The organism is Acidobacteriota bacterium (assembly GCA_003225175.1).
In the GTDB taxonomy this organism is placed as follows: Bacteria; Acidobacteriota; Terriglobia; order Terriglobales; family Acidobacteriaceae; genus Gp1-AA112.
The window spans coordinates 14,108-33,725 of sequence record QIBA01000058.1 but is presented as its reverse complement, the minus strand read 5'-3'; the positions used below and the strand labels follow the sequence as shown (position 1 = coordinate 33,725).

Annotated in this window: 17 protein-coding genes; 12 read left to right on the top strand and 5 right to left on the bottom strand. The window is 55.7% G+C overall.

The window, feature by feature from the left end; genetic code table 11:
• Positions 1 to 54: 54 nt before the first annotated feature.
• Positions 55 to 579, top strand: a complete 525-nt coding sequence (locus DMG62_17290; protein ID PYY21715.1) for an inorganic pyrophosphatase — start codon at positions 55 to 57, stop codon at positions 577 to 579.
• Positions 580 to 784: 205 nt separating this feature from the next.
• Here the strand turns inward: DMG62_17290 and DMG62_17285 are convergent, their stop codons facing one another.
• Positions 785 to 2,755 carry a chemotaxis protein CheR gene (locus DMG62_17285; GenBank protein ID PYY21680.1) on the bottom strand — a complete coding sequence of 657 codons (1,971 nt, stop codon included), beginning with the start codon at positions 2,753 to 2,755 and terminating at the stop codon, positions 785 to 787.
• Positions 2,756 to 2,761: 6 nt separating this feature from the next.
• Complete coding sequence (locus DMG62_17280) at positions 2,762 to 3,367, bottom strand: chemotaxis protein CheB (protein PYY21679.1); 606 nt, start codon at positions 3,365 to 3,367, stop codon at positions 2,762 to 2,764.
• Between the two features lie 141 nt (positions 3,368 to 3,508).
• On the opposite strand from DMG62_17280, the gene DMG62_17275 reads away from it, so the two are divergent.
• From DMG62_17275 to DMG62_17260, 4 genes are all read left to right on the top strand, one after another.
• Positions 3,509 to 4,393 carry a hypothetical protein gene (locus DMG62_17275; protein ID PYY21678.1) on the top strand — a complete coding sequence of 295 codons (885 nt, stop codon included), beginning with the start codon at positions 3,509 to 3,511 and terminating at the stop codon, positions 4,391 to 4,393.
• A gap of 73 nt (positions 4,394 to 4,466) precedes the next feature.
• Positions 4,467 to 4,673, top strand: coding sequence for a hypothetical protein (locus tag DMG62_17270; protein PYY21677.1), 207 nt, complete (start codon positions 4,467 to 4,469; stop codon positions 4,671 to 4,673).
• 273 nt (positions 4,674 to 4,946) lie between these two features.
• The gene (locus tag DMG62_17265) at positions 4,947 to 5,414 is read left to right on the top strand and encodes a hypothetical protein (protein ID PYY21676.1); all 468 of its coding nucleotides are present in this window, start codon (positions 4,947 to 4,949) and stop codon (positions 5,412 to 5,414) included.
• Between the two features lie 747 nt (positions 5,415 to 6,161).
• Positions 6,162 to 8,012, top strand: coding sequence for a hypothetical protein (locus DMG62_17260; GenBank protein ID PYY21675.1), 1,851 nt, complete (start codon positions 6,162 to 6,164; stop codon positions 8,010 to 8,012).
• Positions 8,013 to 8,107: 95 nt separating this feature from the next.
• Here DMG62_17260 and DMG62_17255 read toward each other — a convergent pair whose 3' ends face one another.
• Complete coding sequence (locus tag DMG62_17255; GenBank protein ID PYY21674.1) at positions 8,108 to 8,935, bottom strand: hypothetical protein; 828 nt, start codon at positions 8,933 to 8,935, stop codon at positions 8,108 to 8,110.
• A gap of 138 nt (positions 8,936 to 9,073) precedes the next feature.
• Between DMG62_17255 and pstC the strand changes: the two genes are divergently transcribed.
• The 7 genes from pstC (at position 9,074) to DMG62_17220 (ending at position 16,416) form a co-directional block, all read left to right on the top strand.
• The gene (pstC, locus tag DMG62_17250) at positions 9,074 to 10,087 is read left to right on the top strand and encodes a phosphate ABC transporter permease subunit PstC (GenBank protein PYY21673.1); all 1,014 of its coding nucleotides are present in this window, start codon (positions 9,074 to 9,076) and stop codon (positions 10,085 to 10,087) included.
• Positions 10,080 to 10,946 carry a phosphate ABC transporter permease PtsA gene (pstA, locus tag DMG62_17245; protein ID PYY21672.1) on the top strand — a complete coding sequence of 289 codons (867 nt, stop codon included), beginning with the start codon at positions 10,080 to 10,082 and terminating at the stop codon, positions 10,944 to 10,946. Before pstC ends, pstA begins: the two co-directional genes overlap by 8 nt.
• On the top strand, positions 10,946 to 11,707 hold the full coding sequence (gene pstB, locus DMG62_17240) for a phosphate ABC transporter ATP-binding protein (protein PYY21671.1): 762 nt from the start codon (positions 10,946 to 10,948) through the stop codon (positions 11,705 to 11,707). The genes pstA and pstB overlap by 1 nt, the downstream gene beginning before the upstream one ends.
• On the top strand, positions 11,704 to 12,366 hold the full coding sequence (gene phoU, locus DMG62_17235) for a phosphate transport system regulatory protein PhoU (GenBank protein ID PYY21670.1): 663 nt from the start codon (positions 11,704 to 11,706) through the stop codon (positions 12,364 to 12,366). The genes pstB and phoU overlap by 4 nt, the downstream gene beginning before the upstream one ends.
• Before the next feature lie 216 nt (positions 12,367 to 12,582).
• Positions 12,583 to 13,005, top strand: a complete 423-nt coding sequence (locus tag DMG62_17230; GenBank protein ID PYY21669.1) for a hypothetical protein — start codon at positions 12,583 to 12,585, stop codon at positions 13,003 to 13,005.
• 162 nt (positions 13,006 to 13,167) lie between these two features.
• Positions 13,168 to 15,639: a glycogen phosphorylase gene (locus DMG62_17225; protein ID PYY21668.1), complete on the top strand. Its 2,472-nt coding sequence runs from the start codon at positions 13,168 to 13,170 to the stop codon at positions 15,637 to 15,639.
• A gap of 147 nt (positions 15,640 to 15,786) precedes the next feature.
• Entirely contained in the window at positions 15,787 to 16,416 is a 630-nt protein-coding gene (locus DMG62_17220; protein ID PYY21667.1) for an HslU--HslV peptidase proteolytic subunit, read from the top strand.
• Positions 16,417 to 16,467: 51 nt separating this feature from the next.
• On the opposite strand, the gene DMG62_17215 is transcribed toward DMG62_17220, so the two are convergent.
• Together DMG62_17215 and DMG62_17210 are read right to left on the bottom strand one after the other, a co-directional pair.
• Positions 16,468 to 18,087 (bottom strand): phosphoglycerate dehydrogenase, encoded by a 1,620-nt coding sequence (locus DMG62_17215; protein ID PYY21666.1) that lies wholly within the window; start codon positions 18,085 to 18,087, stop codon positions 16,468 to 16,470.
• Between the two features lie 277 nt (positions 18,088 to 18,364).
• Positions 18,365 to 19,480 carry an alanine--glyoxylate aminotransferase family protein gene (locus DMG62_17210; GenBank protein ID PYY21665.1) on the bottom strand — a complete coding sequence of 372 codons (1,116 nt, stop codon included), beginning with the start codon at positions 19,478 to 19,480 and terminating at the stop codon, positions 18,365 to 18,367.
• Between the last annotated feature and the right edge of the window lie 138 nt (positions 19,481 to 19,618).

Here is a 19,618-nt window from a genome sequence, read left to right as displayed (position 1 = left end):
CCACTCCTAAGAGGGAAATCTGGAGGATAACGAGTGGCAAAGAAAAAGTCGGGAATGGCCAATCCTGCTCGGCTCGAGGCGATCGATGAGAAGCAGAACGTTCGCGTTGTGATCGAGACACCCAAAGGCAGCCGCAACAAATATGCGTTCGATCCTGAGCAGCGTGTTTTTATGCTGAAGAAAGTTCTGCCCGAGGGGATGGTCTTTCCTCATGATTTTGGTTTCATTCCATCTACAGAGGCTGAGGATGGCGATCCACTCGATGTTCTCATCCTTATGGACCAGCCGGCTTTTCCGGGATGTGTCGTTCAGGCGAGGGTTATCGGCATGATTGAGGGTGAGCAAAAAGAGGATGGCAAGACGCAGCGCAATGACCGGTTGTTGGCGGTCGCCGAATCAAGTCACACACATTCCGATGTACGTTCGGTGAGTGATCTGAACCGCTCCCTGCTGAAAGAAGTCGAGGAGTTCTTCGTCAATTACCATACCAACGATGGGACCAAGTTCAAGGTGCTGGGGTGCAAAGGTCCAGACGCCGCGTTCAGACAGATGAAAAAGTCGCAGCGCAGGGCCGCCTAGAAACCAATAGCTTATCCAAATTAGCTGTTAGCCTTCTGGGTTTTGGAGGGCACGGTTTTGACAAAGCGTGAATCGTGCCGTAATTGGGCGGAAGAATCCCGCGATGCTTGCAAAGAATCTTTCGGCAGCGTCTAACGCCATAGAAGGATGACGGTAGTATTGGACAGCCCTATCTCTGCAAGCCCCCGCCTTGCGAAGTGAGTAATCACTTCTTTCGGTTCGCAGAACTCTTTCCGCTACTCCCGGTCTTGCTCCTCGCGTTGTTCTTTCGCTGCACGCCTTTCGAGTTCCCGCCGCTGGGGTTTCCGTTTCCGGAAGTTGCGGATTGTCGCGCGACGTTCTCCGGCTGTTGGGGTGCGAACATCAGCAGCAGGCTGGGTCTGCCGCCGTCGCGGCTCAGCGGGGTGAGATGGACGTCGAACATCAAGTTCGAGCGCTTTACTTTGAGCTGCTGGTTGCGTAGCAGCATGGGCGTGTTGCGTTCCACGATGGCTTTGCGGCGTCGCACCAGCCCATCGCGCACCTCCGGCTGGATGGGAAGCTGACTGAGTTCCAGGCCGATCACTGAGTTTGCCTGGATGTCGAAGAGCTTCTCTGCCGCCGAGTTCCAGAATTGCACTTTTCCATCTGAATCAAGGACCGTGACTGCCCACGGCATGCGCTCCAGGGTCTCGGCGTAGCGACTGTTCACAGAATCGAGTTCGCGGGTGCGGAACTCGAGTTCCTCATTCATGTTTTCCAGCTCTTCGTTTAACGATTGCAGCTCTTCATTTGTCGTTTCGAGCTCTTCATTCGTGGACTGCAGTTCTTCGTTCGTCGTTTCGAGCTCTTCATTGGTGGATTGCAGTTCTTCGTTGGTCGTTTCCAGCTCTTCGTTGGCAGACTGCAGTTCTTCGCCCGTAGCCTCGAGTTGTTCGATCGTGGTTTGCAGTTTTTCGCGATGGCTTATGTCTTCGGCATAGATGAGCGAACCTGCGCGCTGGCCGTTTTCGCCATTCACAGGACGAATACTGACCGCGAGCATGTGTTGTCCGTCATCGACCTTGACAGCACAATCGAATTTGACTTGCTTCCCTGGATTACGATGACTCTCTTCCAGCCGTTGGACCAATTCGGGACAGCGCGACGCCAGGGCAGACTCGGCAATATGCTGGCCGACCAATTTGCTGCCTGAGAGTCCCCATAGCGCCAGGGCCGATTTGTTTTCCGTAAGCAGCACGTCATTGCCGTCTAGCGAAAAGATGCCCGGTTCCAGAACTTCGAGCAGGGCGGAGTAATAGAGCTTTACTCGGGCCAGCTCTTCTTCGCGAGGGGACTTTTCATTGGGTGTCATGGGTTCATCCTTCCGGGACGAAGACGAACGACGTATCTCCCTACCTTCTTCGGCGTGGTTCTTGCGGAAGATGCGCCAGCGGGAATCGACGGGTTTGAACATCGTCGAATTGCTGAGCTTCGACTCGGATTTGCCGAGAAATAGTATTCCTCCTGGATCAAGCGCGTAATGTAGCCGATTCAGGATATGCATTTGCGTGATGGAATCAAAATAGATCAGAACATTGCGGCAGACAATCATCTGCACATGCGAAATGGGCGCGTCCTGCGCGAGGTCACTGCGTCCAAAGATGAGCATGCGGCGAATGTCGCGATGCACGCGCGGCAAGGTAGCTGACGAAAAGTACTTGTGCCGCCATTCTGGACGCACTCGCCGGAGTCGCTCAGCCGGATACTCTCCGCGACGCGCTGTGTTCAGGGCAGAATCGTCAACGTCGGTGGCGTAAATCTTGATGTCGAATTCTGTGATGCGTGGCCCAAAAAATTCGGCCACAAGAATCGCCAGCGAGTAGGCTTCTTCACCACTCGAGCAGCCTGCCACCCACGCGCGAAAGCTGTCGCCGGTGCGCAGACGTTTGAGTAAAAAAGGGAGGATACTGTTCGCAATCACGTCCCAGGCCTCGGGATCGCGGAAGAATTCGGTTACATTGATGAGGATGGTGTCGAGAAGCTGATTGGTTTCGCTCGGATTCGCGCGAACGTAGTCGACGTATGTAGTGTAGTCAGGAAGCGCAAGCTGCCCCATGCGCTTGCGGATTCGCCGCTCCAGTGTGGTGGGTTTATATCCCCGCAGATCGAATTCGCGTTCTTCCGCGAGAAACTGCAAAAACTCTTCGAGGTTCAAGGCACCTCATCCTTGAGCGCAAAGCATGGAAATTTGTGTCCCAATGGAGCGCGCCGGCACGACGAAGTCTGCACATCCGGTCTCAATTCCATGCTCCGGCATCGATGGGAACATGGAATCAGCCGGGTCTTGCACGATGGTGCTTGCGCCCGAAAGTTTCATGGAACGCAATCCTTTCGAGCCATCGCGTCCCGATCCCGATAGTAAAACGCCGATCATTTTCAGGCGCTTTTGTTTGGCTAAGGATTCAAACAACACATCCACTGAGGGCCGATGCATTTGTACCGGTCCGCTGGAGGTTAGATGCAACCGCCCGCCGCCTAAAACAAGATGGAAGTCTGGTGGAGCGATATATGCGACCCCAGCGCGCAGAAGCTCGCCCTCTTCTGCTTGCTTCATTTGCCAATGCGCGTTACGACCCAGTATTTGCGCTAGAAATGATTTAGATCGAGGATCAAGATGGACCACGATCAGCAGGCTTACATTCGGAATCACCGGCAGATGAGGCAGCAACTGCAGTAGACCGTTGATGCCACCAGCAGACGCTCCAATAGCGACGACGCAGACAAGCCGGGTGGGCTTCGGCCGCGGCTTCAATGCCGCCAACGCCATGTTGTGCCACTTCCGTTCTACCCGACATCTTCAGGTGAGGGCCGTCTATGATCTTGTCTACTAGCCATATTACACACTAACGTATGGCAGCGGACATCTTTAATTCAGCCCCTTAGTTCCAACCTGCGGGGGTTCCAATCCATGCACGACATCGTCGTGATCGGCGCCTCGGCTGGGGGCGTGGAAGCCCTTATACAGATCGTCAAACAGCTCTCGCCGGACACTAATGCCGCCATTTTTGTAGTCGTCCATGTCGCCCCCGACCGGCATTTGACGCTCGAACCCGGAAGTATGCAAGTGGCACGCGGGCCCAAACACAACCGTTATCGCCCGGCGATTGATCTGCTTTTCCGAACGGCGGCCCGTAATTATGGCCCGCGGGTTGTCGGGATCGTTCTCACTGGATTCCTGGATGACGGCAGCTCTGGATTGTTGGCGATCAAGAACGCCGGAGGCATCGCGATTGTGCAGGATCCGGATGATGCGCGGGTAGCTTCTATGCCCAAGAATGCACTGCAACAGGTACAGCCTGATTACTGTGTGCCGGCCGGAAGTATCGGAAATCTCATCAATCGGCTCTCAGAAACGGAGGTCAAACCGATGGTCGGTACAAACAAGGGCAATGGGGGAAGTCGGTTGGAAAAGAACAAGGCACTGACCACGTTCACCTGTCCGGACTGCCACGGAACCATCTGGGAAGTAGAGGAGAACGGCGAAGTGCGCTTCGAATGCCGCGTGGGCCACTCTTATTCACCAGAGGCAATGCGCGATGCGGCCGACGAAGAGGTGGAACGCTCCCTTTGGATCGCACTGCGCGTGCTTGAAGAGGGCGCATCGCTGGACCAGCGGCTCGCTGACGTGTCGGCGAATCGCAAGCGCGAGAATGCACACAGCTTCTACCTGCAGAAGGCGCACGACCGCAAGCGCCACGCCACAGTTCTACGTGAGTTCTTGCTGGGCTCAAAGCAGCGACAGAGTGAGGCGGAAGGTAACCAAGGTAAAGAGGAGTTGGAACGGGTGAGCTAGCTGCAAGTTCCATGCAGGATAGGTAGACACGCAGCATGCTGCGTCTCTACGGCGTGCAAACCAAGAAGGTTCGATGCCGACAAAAAACTCCAATCTCAACGAAGTCCTGGGAAAGGCCAGGGAGACGGCACGCAGGACGCAGGAGCTTCTGCGCGAGGCTGAGGCATTACACAACGTTGCGGATTCCGCTCACCGGAAGGCGGAACAGCTTCACAACAAGCTCATGGAGACCCGGCAGGCAACGCGCGATCGAAACAACCGCAAAGGCAAGAAGCACTGAGATTCATCTGTATCTAAGCCCGGCATTCGCGAAGCAGCTTCTCAGGATCTCTGGCAGCTTCCGTCTTTCACAACTCCGACGTGTCTCTGCATAACAAAGATAACAAAATTAAGGAACTCCGGATACGACGAACAGGACTATACTGAGCATCGTAAGAAATAGCTAACGATCGTGTTAGTTCCACCGTCTAGCTTCGGACAGCTCTCGCGAAATCGAGACGGTGGGCACGTGTCTATTGCGGCACGTGAACTGATGAAAGCGTCAGGAGATCTTATGGCTACCAGCGTCTACTCGCCCGGACGACGCGTCTTGCACTCCTGGAAAGAGATTTCTACTTACACAGGGCGCGGCGTTCGCACCATCCAGCGGTATGAAGTCCAATTTGGTTTTCCGGTTCACCGGCCGGCAGGATCGCCACGAAGTGCAGTCCTCGCCTTTACCGATGAGATCGACCGATGGCTGGCCGGAAGCCCCACGCGATTTGTTCAGGTCGTGACTAACCATGCACAAACGGATCACGCAGCGCGGATGCATTCCGTGTGGCTGAAAGCCAAGCTGGGATCCGAGCAGGCGCGGCGTGTGACGGAAAGACTGTCAGCCACGAAAGCCTTGCTCGATCAGCTAGCAGCCTCCCTGGAAAAAGCTCGAGCGGGTCGTGCGCAACTCGGTCCCGACTTGCAAGCTCCTCAGCAAGTCTTGGCCCCGCAAGCGCCCCCCGTACGTAATAGCCTCGCACCATAAGATTCATTCTAAGATTCACTCTCAAACGGCGAATTCGTCGGCCGCCAGCAGAACGGAACATGCTGGCGGTTCTTCGCATGGAGTGTCTTAGGGCTGCCGAACGAAACCAGAACAGCCTGAACATTGAGGGGCATCTTGCTATGACTCCTTGCGCCTTTTGACGCTTCCGCATCCGGCAAAAATCTGCCATGATCCACGCTATGAGGGACAAGCCGAAGGACCGAAATTATCTCCGGGAAGTCCGGAAGGTCTCGCGCGAAACGATCGAGCAGTCGCGCGCCCTGCGCGAGGAATCGCGACGAGCAGTGGCCAAATCCCAAGCGGCTGCCGAAGCACGAAAGAAGGAGCGCAGCGTGCATTGAATGCTGCTAATTTCTAGGCCGCACAAATCGCAATTCCCTGCAGGTTCCCTTCCTCATTCCCTGCCGGGTTTCAAATCGGCTGTATTCATGCGGGTCTGCCATAAGATTTTTTTCACCGGAAAAAGCCCCTGCTGCATTCCCTGAAGCAGGGAATTTCGTGTATTCAAATGCAAGAGCAACCGTGACTCCTAAAAATTCCTGAAGTCGGCTCGATTCACTTGCTTTTCACGTCCTTGTAACTGCGCATTCACACTCCCGCCCTATCTATGGAACTCGCTCAATATTTAGGCGAGCTTCAGCACCTGCGTTTCGCTAAGCAATCTTTTGCATCGCGTTGAAGCGAGTCATACACTGGCTCACATTTTTTTTTGGCGAAGGAGAAGGAATGAAAGCCTTGCTTCGAAGTTCGTTAGTGTGCCTGCTTTCGAGCAGCATGCTGGTAGCACAGAGCACAAGCACAAGTCAGAGCACGGTCAGCACGCAATCGAAAACCAGGAGAACGACCACTCGCCGCGCGGCGAAACCCGCAGCCGCTGCAGATTCGACAGCAGAGCAGTTGCGCGAGCTGCGAGATATGCTCAATGCGCAACAACAACAAATTCGTCAATTGCAAAGCCAGCTTGCGACCCGCGATCAGCAGGTTCAGCAGGCGCAGCAGACGGCTAATGATGCCAACGCAAAAGCAGCCGATGCTGCAGCAAAGGCGTCTGAGGCCGCTTCCACTGTGGGCGACTCCAAAACGCGGGTCGCAAGTCTAAGCGAGACCGTCAGCGCGATGAAAACGAATGATCAGAATCTAGCGGAGACGATTCAAAGCGAGCAAAAGCACGTAAATGAGGCCACTGAGACTCCTACCGCGATTCATTTCAAGGGAGCCACGATCAGCTTCACCGGCAGCTTCCTCGCAGGAGAAACGGTGTGGCGCGACCGCGGCATGGGCGCCGATGTCAACACCCAACTCACCGGCGCTCCGTTCGACGGCGCACCTAACGCGAGCCTCTCCGAGTTCAATGCCAGCGGCCGCCAGTCGCGTCTCGCAATCCTGGCCGAAGGTAAGATCGGCAACTGGACCGGGCGAGGTTACTGGGAAAGCGATTGGCTGTCCGCCGGCGTGACTTCCAACTCCAACCAAAGCAACAGTTACACAAATCGCCAGCGCCAGATCTTCGCTCAGGCCGAATCGGCGGGCGGTTGGACCATTACGGGCGGCCAGATGTGGAGCCTGGTGACGGAGACTCGCAACGGACTGCAGAACCGTACCGAGGTCCTGCCGCAGACCATTGACCCGCAATATACGGCGGGATTCTCCTGGGAGCGTCAGTTTGGCTTCCGCGTGACCAAGGCTTTCGGAAAGAAAGTCTTCCTGGGAGGAGCGATCGAAGAGGCACAGACGCTGAACCTCGGTGGTGGCGGAGCAAGTACTTTCACGTATCAGCAGGCCGGCAATACCGGCGGTCTTCTGAACAATGGCGGCAATACCGCCCAGCAGAATTACAGCTACAACTGGCTGCCGGACTTCGTCTTGAAGGCAGCCTTCGAGCCCGGCTATGGCCACTACGAAATCTTCGGGCTTCTCCGCGGATTCCGCGATCGCGTATTCCCAAACGCGACCGCAGCAAATGTTGGCACCGCTGCCAGTGCACTGGGAGCCTTCAACTACACGACTATGGCCGGCGGGGTTGGGGCAAATGCTCGCTTCGCCATCATCCCCAAGAAGCTTGATCTCGGAGTCCACATACTTGCCGGGGATGGCGTTGGACGCTACGGCGACGCAACTCTCGCAGATGTGACTACGAGGGCTGACGGAACCCTCGCACCGATTCGCAGCGGCTCCGCTCTCTTGGGATTGGAACTGCACGCGACTCCCAAATTGGAAATCTACGGCTACTACGGCGGCGACTATGCCGAGCGTCAGTTGTACAACGGAACCGGCAGCATCGGGTATGGCCGCTTTACTGCAGCCACTACTGGATGCAACGTGCCAACCATCGCCGCGACCGGCAACAACACTCCTGCTTCGAGCACTACGAATCCAGCCGCCTGCGCTCCCGATACTCGGGATGTTCAGGAAGCCTCGTTGGGTTTCTGGTACGACTTTTACCGCGGGCCAAAGGGACGCCTCCGCGAGGGGTTCCAGTACTCGTACTTGAATAAGCAGACCTGGCGCGGCACGGGCGGATCTCCGACCGCGAACACCAATATGGTTTTCACGTCGTTCCGCTATTACCTGCCTTGAGACAGTCCAAAGCGCAAACCTCCATTGCCGGTGGGGCCGCAGCCCACCGGTTTTTCTTTGGGAGAGACGCAGCATGCTGCGTCTCTAGCTACGCTTTAGAACGGCAGTCGCGCGGTGAAAATCAAATTGTGGTCAAAGGTGTGGAAGCGAGTGGCTGAAATCTGCATTCCGGTTCCCAGTGTGAGGCCTATTCGCTTATGCAGTTGAAATCGCCCAACCACGAGTCCGGGAGTGAGGAAGGTTTGCTTTTTTCCGTCGTTCACGCCGCCCTCAAAAAATGTCGAGTTAACTTCCAATTCGGGCCAAAGAAAATGTCTCGCGTGATATTGAAATGCTGTGTTCCACGCGACCGCGTGGCCTAGACGCTGCACGCTGTCCACAGGCAGGCCCACTCCCAAAGTGGACTGCACGCTGATCTTTCGGAATCCCTTGCCGGCTGCAACTGTCGGAGTTACCACCGCCGCCATAGATCCATTCTTGTAAGAACCGGTGGGAATACTTCCGCTTAGGAAAAACGTCAGAATGTAGCTGCCGTGCTCCTCGTTCCCGGAGGCAACTCGATACTTGAGCAGGAAGGTCTCGTCTCCAAAACCATCTTTGACATTCGGGTCGTGATGAATCAGGTATGGAGGAGGAGCTGCAATGATGATTTCAATGCGACGGCTCGGGATCAGTTCAAGCCCTTTTCCTCCTCCGAGGTTCAACAAATCTTTCCCGCCGGGAATCCGCTGCCGCAAGATGTCAAAACGGAACTCCTGCTCCAATCGCGGGGTCACAGTGACGAGCGGCGTCACCCAATGGGGCTGCTCCGCTTGCGTTTGAGTGACGCGAGCTTGCCAATTCTCAAAGAAATGAGCTTTGAGCGGAGCAGCTCCAGGAAGCAAACACGCGAGAAAGGCGCAGGTCCGCGCGAGGATCGGCATGCACCTATTAATACGACTCATATCATTTTTATATACGAATTCAGGCAACCGTCGTAACACCAACACCAACGACGGCAATGCTCGCTCCGGTCGAACGTTTTAATACAGAATTCATCGAGGTTTGCTAGCGTAAGCTGAATGTCCGTGCTCCACCGGCAACAACCTGTGGGATCTGCGCTGACCCCGGTCGGCGAAAACCTGCGCTTCGTGCCTCGGCGGAGCAGCCGGGCGAGCCGGTTTGCGGATTTTTCCTTTCAGGGCCTTGTCTGGTTGTCTGCCGCCGGCGTCCTGGCGATTGTCGCCTTCATCCTGACGGAGCTCATTAAGGGTTCGAGCCTCTCACTTCATCAGTTCGGCTGGAAGTTTTTCATTGGTAGCGACTGGGACCCGGTAAACGGAAATTTCGGATCTGTACCGTTCATCTACGGAACACTGGTCTCGTCGTTAGTCGCTTTGATCATTGCGGTACCCCTGAGTCTGGGCGTTGCGATTTTCATTACGGAGATGTGTCCTCGATCTCTGCGCGGGATTCTGTCGTATCTCACCGAGCTTTTAGCTGCGATACCCTCCGTGATTTACGGAATGTGGGCGATCTTTGTGCTCATCCCGCTGCTCAGGCGTTACATCGGACCTGCATTGGCGAAGACGCTTGGCTGGACAGGTCTGTTCACTGGTCCGATCTACGGAGGGGGCATGCTGACCGCCGGCATTATTCTCGCGATCATGATCGTACCCATCATTTCTTCCATCACGCGCGAGGTTCTAACCGCCGTACCACACCAGCAGCGCGAAGCTGCCCTCGCTTTGGGAGCTACGCGGTGGGAGATGATTCGAGTCGGCGTGCTGCGCAATGCCCGCGCCGGCATCTGTGGCGCGATCATCCTCGGATTAGGACGAGCTCTGGGCGAGACTATGGCTGTCACTATGGTGATCGGAAATCGTCCGGAGATTACGAAGTCGTTGTTTGCTCCGGCTTACACCATGGCAAGCGTGATTGCGAATGAATTCAGCGAAGCGACTGACGACTTGTATCTGAGCGCGCTTATCGAAATTGGACTTGCCCTATTTCTAGTGACGATCGTGGTCAACTTGTTTGCGCAACTGTTGGTCTGGAGCGTAACCCGGGGCGCTCCACGGAGAGCCAATGCCTGAGGCGAATCTCACCATCCAGTGGCATCGTCGCCTGATGGATCAGCTCGCAACCACCCTAGCAATCATTTGCGTCTTGCTGGTCATAATTCCTCTGGCAGCGATCTTTATTTACCTGGTGATTCGCGGAGTCGCGTCGCTCAATGTCGCATTCTTCACCCACATCCCCAGCGGCAGTCCGGGTGAGCCGGGAGGCGGAATGGCGAATGCGATCGTCGGATCGGCGATCGTTCTGCTCACCGGCAGCCTCATCGGTGTCCCCTTGGGAGTTGGATCGGGAATCTATTTGTCGGAATACTCGCGAGGCCAATTCGGCAGAGTTGTGCGATTTACCGCTGACGTCCTGAATGGCGTTCCCTCGATCGTAATTGGAATCGCTGTGTATGCCCTGCTGGTCATCCGCCAGAAGCATTTCTCGGCGCTGGCAGGTGGTGTCGCATTGGGAATCATGATGATTCCTATTATCACGCGCTCTACCGAAGAGATGCTGCGGCTGGTGCCTAACTCAATTCGCGAGGCCGCGCTAGGACTCGGCATACCACAGTGGCGAAGTACTCTATCCATTACGCTGCGTACTGCCATCTCGGGCGTGATCACTGGCGTGATGCTGGCGTTCGCGCGCGTGAGCGGTGAGACGGCTCCGCTTCTATTCACCGTGCTGGGGAATCAGTTCTGGAGTACAAAGCTCAATCAGCCCATCGCCGCTTTGCCGTTGCAGATCTATGTTTATGCGCTCTCGCCGTATGACGAATGGCACCGCCTTGCCTGGGGCGGCGCCCTCGTGCTCATCGTGCTCATCGTAGCAACTAGTGCCTCCGTTCGCTGGATCGCCAGTCGCGGATTCGCCGGAAGTGCTCGCTAATGGGCGTCGGCATCAAGGTTGAGAACCTCAACGCATGGTTCGGCAAACACCAGGCGCTGCACAATATCAGTATGGAGATCTTGTCGAACCATGCGACAGCCATCATTGGACCTTCCGGATGCGGCAAATCCACCTTCGTCCGCTGTCTCAATCGCATGCACGAGACCAATCCCGACGCCCGTGCCGAAGGCAAAGTGCAAGTGAAAGACATGGATGTCTACGCCGACGGTGTAGCCCCGGTCGACGTCCGTCGCCGCATCGGTATGGTGTTCCAGAAAGCTAATCCGTTTCCCAGCATGAGCATCTACGACAACGTCGCGGCTGGGCTAAAGCTGAACGGATTTCGCAACCGCAAGAAGCTGGACGAGATTGTCGAAAAGTCATTGCGAAGCTCCGCACTTTGGGACGAGGTCAAAGATGATCTCAAGAAAAAGTCCGGCGCGAGCTTGTCCGGCGGACAGCAACAGCGTCTCTGCATCGCGCGCGCTCTTGCCGTCGAGCCCGATGTCTTGCTGATGGACGAGCCAGCATCGGCGCTCGATCCAATTTCAACTTCCAAGATTGAGGATCTGATCTTCGAACTCAAAGAGAACTACACGGTCGTAATCGTCACCCACAACATGCAGCAGGCAGCGCGTGTTGCGGAATTTACCGCCTTTTTTCTTTTGGGAAAGCTGATAGAGTTCGATAAGACGGAAAAAATCTTCACAACTCCAGGCGAGAAGCGAACTGAAGACTACATTACGGGCAGGTTTGGATGACGCGTACTCGTTTTCACCAGGGACTTGATGAACTGAAACGGCGTCTGCTGATCATGGGTGGTTTCGCGGAGCAAGCCGTTGACCGCGCGATTCACGCCTACGCTACGCGCGATGTGGAGCTGTGCAAGAGAGTCCTTGAAGACGAAAAAGCCATTAACGCTTCCGAACGCGAAATTGACGAAATCGCCGTCGATCTTCTGGCCATGCAGCAGCCGATGGCTGTCGATCTGCGATTCCTTTTTTCGGTGATCAAGATCAACGCCGATCTGGAGCGCGTTGGGGATCAGGCGGTCAACATTGCGGAGCGCGTACTAGATTTGGCTAAGTCTCCGGTCGGCGAACTTCCCGTGGATATCGCGCGCATGGCTTCCATTGCGGCGGCCATGGTCCATCAATCACTGCAAGCCTTCATTGAAGAGAACGCCGAAATGGCGCAACAAGTCCTCGAGCGCGACGACATCGTCGACGCCATGAATCGCGAAGCATTTGAATCGCTCACGCGCGTCATGCAAAACGATCCCACACTCACTCGACAGGCACTCGATGCTCTTATCGTGACACGCAATCTGGAGCGCGTAGCCGACCACGCCACCAACATTGCCGAAGACGTAATTTTCTGGGTACGTGGCGCAGATGTTCGTCACCATGGCGTGAGCTAGTCACCCATTCCGGAATCCGTAACTAAGCCGTTACAACGACACGTGCCAACTTGTGCCAAGGGGCAAATGCAAGTCGCTTTGTTTCATCTATTTACGCATATGCGGCTTGCCTGGTTTGAGCTAAACATTTGACGATCCTGAACATAACGTAGAAGCTCTAGAGGTAAGTAGAAAGTCTCTGTGATCTTTACCCAGGCTTCAGGGAGAAGTTACTAGATGATCGAGCGCCGGATTCTGAACTCGTGGAAAGAGATCGCCAATTATCTGGGTCGCGGTGTGCGCACCGTGCAGCGCTGGGAGACCAACCTCGGCCTTCCCGTGCATCGTCCAGCGGGAAGAGACCACAGCACAGTCTTGGCATTCTCGAACGAGCTCGATGAATGGCTTAACAGCCGCCCAGTACGGCAGGCTCTACCTCTAGCCAGCGACTTAGCTAGCTCTGCGGTTCCACTTTCCGAGATGAGGGCGCTGTTAACCAGGGCCGAAGTGCTGATGGAAAAACTGGAATCCGTGCTTTCTCGGAGTGAGGAGATGCATCGCAGGCTCTTGCTGACTGCTGAGACTCTCTCCAGCAACAACATAGGACAGGATTTGCGGGCAAACGAAGGCGTTGCATCAGCCCGGGCTGAGGCTGCATAACCTGACTTAGATATCTTTCCTGAAGCCCGAATCCTAAGCTTCACATACATTTTCCATGGCGCGAAACGTGCGTCCGCATCTAGTTAAGCAGAGCTGCTCCTGTTGCTCCTGACTTTCTCTACGTTTACATTCATTGTGGCCGTATTTTCATAGGACTCTTCAATGCATTCATCTTTAACATCCGTTCGACCAGCCTTACATCCTGGATTCTCGTCTCCAGATGAACTCTGGAAAGAGATCCTGAAGCACATTCGCTACACGCTCGGGCAGTCCCGTGTCGACCTGAGTCCGAAAGCAATGTTGCGCCCGCTGGCGCTGGCGATTCGCGATCGTCTTATCGACGGAATGCTGGAGACCGAGGAGCGATATCGCACGACAAGTGCCAAGCGCCTGTACTACCTGTCGATGGAGTTCCTCATGGGCCGTGTGCTGAGCGACAACTTATGCAATCTGCAGCTCAATGAGCTCTGTCGAGACACCCTCGCCGAGCACGGAGTGGACCTCAATGAGGTGCTCGAAGTAGAAGCTGACACCGGCCTGGGCAACGGAGGCCTGGGACGTCTTGCTGCTTGTTTCCTCGAATCGCTGGCCACCCTCGGGATGCCCGGATTTGGCTATGGCATTGATTATGAATACGGGATGTTCACGCAGGAGATCCAGGACGGATATCAGCGCGAAAAACCAGATCGCTGGAAGAAATTCGGAACTCCCCTGCAGATACCTCGGCCGGATCAATCCGTGCACGTGCCCATTTACGGCCGCTGCGATGCCCATGCTCGTGCCTCACAGTGGACCGATCAGAAGCTGGTGGTGGGTATTCCCAGCGACCTGCCGGTAGCAGGCTACGGCGGACGCACAATCAATTATCTGCGTCTGTTTTCGGCGCACGCGTCGGAGGAGTTCGACATCCAGATTTTCAATCGCGGCGACTACATTCGCGCCGTAGAGCAGAAGATCGCAGGCGAGAACATTTCTCGCGTGCTTTATCCCTCCGATCAGGTGAAGTCAGGCAAGGAACTCCGGCTTCTGCAGGAGTACTTCCTTGTAGCCTGCGCGCTCCGCGATATTCTGCGCGCATTCCTCACCGACAACAATGATCTGAATCAGATTCCGCAGAAGATCGCGATTCAAATGAACGATACGCATCCAGCACTCGCCGTTCCCGAGCTGATGCGATTATTGATCGATGAACACGGGATGGAGTGGAAGAGGGCGTGGGAGATCACGCAAGAAACGCTTGCCTACACCAACCACACGCTTCTGCCTGAAGCACTGGAGAAGTGGGCGCTGCCGCTGCTCGAGCACGTACTCCCCCGGCACATGAACATCATCTACAACATCAATCATGACTTCCTGATGAAGGTGGTTCAATCCGATCCGCTGGACTTCGAGCGCACGCGCCGCATGTCCATCATCGAAGAAGCTAGCGAGAAACAAGTGCGGATGGCTTTATTGGCAACGGTAGGGAGTCACTCCATCAATGGCGTTTCCGAGCTGCACAGCGAGCTCATCAAGAAAACGCTGGTGCCCGACTTCGCAAAGATGTTCCCAGAACGCTTCAACAATAAGACGAACGGTGTTGCGCATCGCCGCTGGGTACTGAAAGCCAATTCGGGACTGTCAGAACTGCTGAATCGTACGATCGGCGAGAGCTGGATTCTCGACTTTGATCAGATCAAACGCTTTGAGGCGGTAGCTGACGACGCCGGCGTTCGCTCCGATTTCCGCGAGATCAAGCGCGAGAACAAGCAGCGCCTGGCAAAAGTAATCGCGCAGACCACAGGAGTGATCGTCGATCCAGAGTCTATGTTCGACGTGCACATCAAGCGCTTCCACGAATACAAGCGCCAGCTTTTGAATCTGCTGCGGATTACTTACGACTATCTGCGAGTCACCGAAGACGGCGAGACGCTCACGACTCCCGCCAGTTACATCTTTGCCGGAAAGTCTGCCCCGGCATATCTCGCTGCAACGCAAATTATTAAGCTCATCAACAATGTCGCACGCGTGATCAACGCCGACAAACGCATCAACGAACAGATCAAAATCGCGTTCATTCCTGACTACCGCGTTTCGCTCGCCGAGATCGTCATTCCTGCAGCCGATTTGAGCGAACAAATCTCCACTGCCGGAATGGAAGCTTCCGGAACTGGGAACATGAAGCTCGCCATGAATGGAGCGCTTACGATGGCGACACTCGATGGCGCGAACATTGAAATGCTGGAGAAGGTTGGAAGCGACAACATGTACATCTTCGGGCTGACTGCGCAAGAGATCGCCGATCGCCAGGCGAAAGGCTTCGAGGCGCGCGAGATTTACGATGCAGATCCGCGCATCCGCCGCGTGATCGACGTCCTCTCTTCCGACCGCTTTAGTCCAAATGAGTATGGTCTCTTCCGCTGGGTGTACGAGACTATGGTCTATCGCGACCGCTACTTCCATCTCGCCGACTTGCCTTCGTATATCGAGACACACGAGCGTGCCCAGCGCGACTTCAGCGATCGCGACAACTGGTCCCGCCGCGCCATGCTCAACGTCGCCCGAATGGGAAAATTCTCCAGCGACCGTACCATCGTGGAGTACGCGCGCGACATATGGCATTTGGCTGCGGAACCACAGCCCGTTACGGTGTAGGCTAAGCTTTCGGCGATCGGCGTTCGACGTTCGGCCAATGAGCGGTCACAGTTCACAAACACAGGCTTGGCCTTCACGGTGTCCAGTGGCCAAATGCCGATAGCCGACAGCCGACAGCCTCGTTTCCATCTATAATTTTGCTATCGAATGAAGAAGTCACTGCAAGCTCAACTCGCGCCTGAAAAACCCAGGAAAATTTCCAAAATCCGTTCCACAACAGTGCTTTGCGTCCGGCGCGACGGCAAAGTTGTTATGGCTGCCGATGGCCAGGTGACGCTGGGCGAAGGCGTGATCAAACACAACGCCCGCAAGATTCGCAGGCTCTACCAGGACAAGATTCTCGCGGGATTTGCTGGGTCAACAGCCGATGCGTTCTCCTTGTTCAGCCGGTTCGAAGCCAAGCTAGAGCAATATCACGGAAACCTCGGCCGCGCCGCAGTGGAACTCGCGAAGGACTGGCGAACCGACAAGATTCTTCGCAATCTCGAGGCGTTGCTGATCGTCGCCGATCCCGGCCAGACATTTCTCATCAGTGGTGCGGGAGATGTAATCGAGCCCGATGAAGGGATCGCAGCCATCGGGAGCGGCGGATCTTATGCTCTCTCGGCGGCGCGCGCCCTCATGAACAATACCGAGTTGCCGGCGCGCACTATCGCCGAAGAATCCATGAAGATCGCAGGTCAAATCTGCATCTTCACCAATGACCGAATTACTTACGAGGAACTCGCAGCCGCCCCTCAACCGGTTGCTGTGGGACAAGACGGAGCGCCGGGATAGAGGCATTTCAGGTGAGGCGTTTCAGAAAAGGAGTTTCACCCTGAAACTCTTTTATATCTGCACCGCCCTCACGCTTATCACCGCCGAAATTCGTTTCAATTCCTGTAGGGCGCTGGGCGAGACTGCTTGATCAGTTTGCACCACCGCCATAGCTTCTGCGCGAACCGACCCAGCACCCGCCGAGGCGCTCGCGATCGCGCTGCTTGCACTAGCATCGCTTCGCCCAAGAGCGAAATTCGCGATGTTGATTTCGTTCTTGCCCAGAACTGTTCCTACCTGACCGATTACTCCGGGCACGTCGCGATTGCGCAACACGGTAAGATGTCCTTCCAGGGGCGCCTCAACGTGAAAGCCATCGAGATCGAGAAGCCGAGGAGAGCGCCCATGCAGAACCACGCCACGCGCGCGATGCTCGCCTTCATGAGTTCGAACGACAAGAGAAATTACATTGCCGGAACTCGTGTCTTCCGGCTTCTTCTGTTCCTGTACTTGAATGCCGCGTTCCGCCGCAACGGACCCAGCATTGACGAGATTCACGCTGTCGATACTCTGCTTGAGCGTACCCTTGAGCGCGGAGTTGCGGAGCAACGCTGTCTTCCACTCCGCCACTTTTCCGTGATACCCAACCGTAATGCTCTCAACATTTCCTTCGCTGAGCTGGCCGACAAAGAGGCCTAACTTTTCCGAGAGCTCGATGTAAGGCTGCATCTCGCCATATTCTTCGTCCGAGAGCGAAGGCACGTTGACGGCATTCTGAATGACGCTGCGCTTGAGATACTCTCTGACCTGCATCGCAATCTGCACGCCAACCAGTTCCTGTGCTTCGTTCGTTGAACCAGCGATGTGCGGAGTCGCAATCACATTTGGTGCGGCGAGCAGCGGATTCTCTTTCGGTGGCTCCTGCGTGAATACGTCCAGTGCCGCTCCTGCGACATGTCCTGAATTGAGCGCCTGCAGCAGCGCGGCATCGTCAATCAATTCGCCGCGCGCACAATTCACCAGGCGAACGCCCTTTTTCATTTTTGCTAACGCGGCATCGTTGATCATTCCCTCTGTCTGTGGTGTTAGACCCACGTGCAGCGAGATGTAATCTGAAGCCGCGTAGAGCAAATCCAGCGCTGCCAGCTCGATCTCAAGATCGCGCGCCAACTGTTGCGAGACAAAAGGATCGTAAGCAATGACCTTCATGGCGAAAGCCTTGGCCCGGCGAGCGACTTCCACCCCAACCCTTCCCAGTCCAACGATACCCAGAGTTTTGCCCCGCAGCTCAGTCCCTTGCAGCGATTTTTTCTCCCACTTGCCCGCGCGGGTACTTTGGTCAGCTCGCGGGATGAAGCGAGCGAGCGAGAGCATGAGACCCAACGTATGCTCGGCGACGGCGATGGCATTCGCACCAGGCGTGTTCATAACGACAATGCCCTTGCGCGTCGCGGCCTCGGTATCGACGTTGTCCACTCCGACGCCTGCGCGCCCGATTACGCGCAGCTTCTGAGCCGCATCGATTAACTTCGCATTTACGTCGGTAGCCGAGCGGACAACCAGAGCGTCAGCGTCACGTACAGCGGTCATGACCTCGCCCATCTGTTCACTGGTAACAATTTCAAATTCGGGCTCGTCGCGAAAAACCTTGAGCGCCGCTGGAGAGATCTTTTCTGCGATAAGAATTTTCATGAGTTCCTGAAACGAGAATTGGCGAAAACCTGAATACCGCTATTCGACTCTGTTCTTTACGAGCTCAATTCTCTCTTAAGTCTGTCATCTGAGCCGTCTGCCGGCGAAGGATCCTGCGCGATGTCTCGAACTAAATTGCCGCTTCTCAGCTTCCGGCCCGAACTCGTGGTGTAAGAGCCCGGAGGCGGCAATGAAGCCTGACACATTCCGGGTCCTTCGCCCGTAGAAGGCTCGATGACAGTTGCTGGTTGATCGAATTGCTATGCGCCGACCGCAGTCAATGTCGACGAACATTCGTCGATGGGACGTCCACACGAGCAGCGACTATCGGATTCGAGCAGCTGCGCAAATAATCGAAGAATCCAAGGTGCGCAATGCGGAAGAGCTGTCCCTTCATCTCGCTCTGGCCGTTGGCAATCACGCCCGCGAACTGCTCTTTGAAGCCCTTTACGATCGCTCCCGAATCGGTACCCTCAGGCGCGTAGACGGCCGTCACTGCGGCTGCCGGAGCTGTTGGTGCAAAGAGCTTCAAACCAACGACGGTTACTGCTGCGCGAGTCATTTCCGCCATGACCTCGGCGTTGTGGATGAGCGCATCGCGACCCGCAGCGATCTCCCCGCCGGCACCGGCGGCGATGTAGTCGAACGCGGCGCCTAGAGCTGCAATCAAGGCTACTGCCGGAGTGTAGGCGGACTCGCCTTTGGCAGCAGACTTCCGCTCCTTGCGCAGGTCGAAGTAGTAGCGCGGATTCTTCGTCGTCTCCATGCGCTGCCACGCTCGATCGCTCACGGCGCAATACGCCAGTCCGGGCGGAATCATGACCGCTTTCTGCGAGCCGCCAATGATGACATCGATGCCCCAGCCATCCACGTCGAAGTGCGTCGTGCCCAGTCCCGTAATGGCATCGACGACAAGCAGGGCATCCGTTTCCTTCGTCAGAGCAGCTACACTTTGCACACAGTGGCGCGCACCCGTCGAGGTCTCAGTAGCTTGCATGAAGACTGCTTTCACATCAGGCTTCAGCTGTGCGCGAACCTCCTCGATCGAGAACGTCTGTCCGTAGGGAGCGCTCACGGTTTCTACCCGACATCCGAACGCCTTGGCCAAGCTGACCCAGCGCTCGCCAAATTTGCCGGCGGTAAGCACCAGGACGCGATCTCCGGGCGATGTAAGGTTGGAAACCGCAGCCTCCATGGCGCCTGTACCCGACGACGCAATGAGAATTACATCATTCTTCGTCCCGACGAACCCTTTCAACTGAGCCAGCACTCGCTGGTAAAGCGCACGAAATTCCGGAGTGCGATGGTGAATGTCAGCCGCAGCCATAGCCAACTGCGCAGCGGGCAGAAGCGGAGTAGGACCAGGAGTAAAAAGACGGACCTTCTTTAGCATTTTTCTATTTTAAGGTGAGCTGGCGCTGTTTCACGTTGTGATAAGCGCGTTTCGTGAACAAAATCATCGAAAAATCTTCTAAGCATTATTCGAAGAACTAATTTTCGATTTTCAGGCTACCGTAGAGACGCTGCCCGC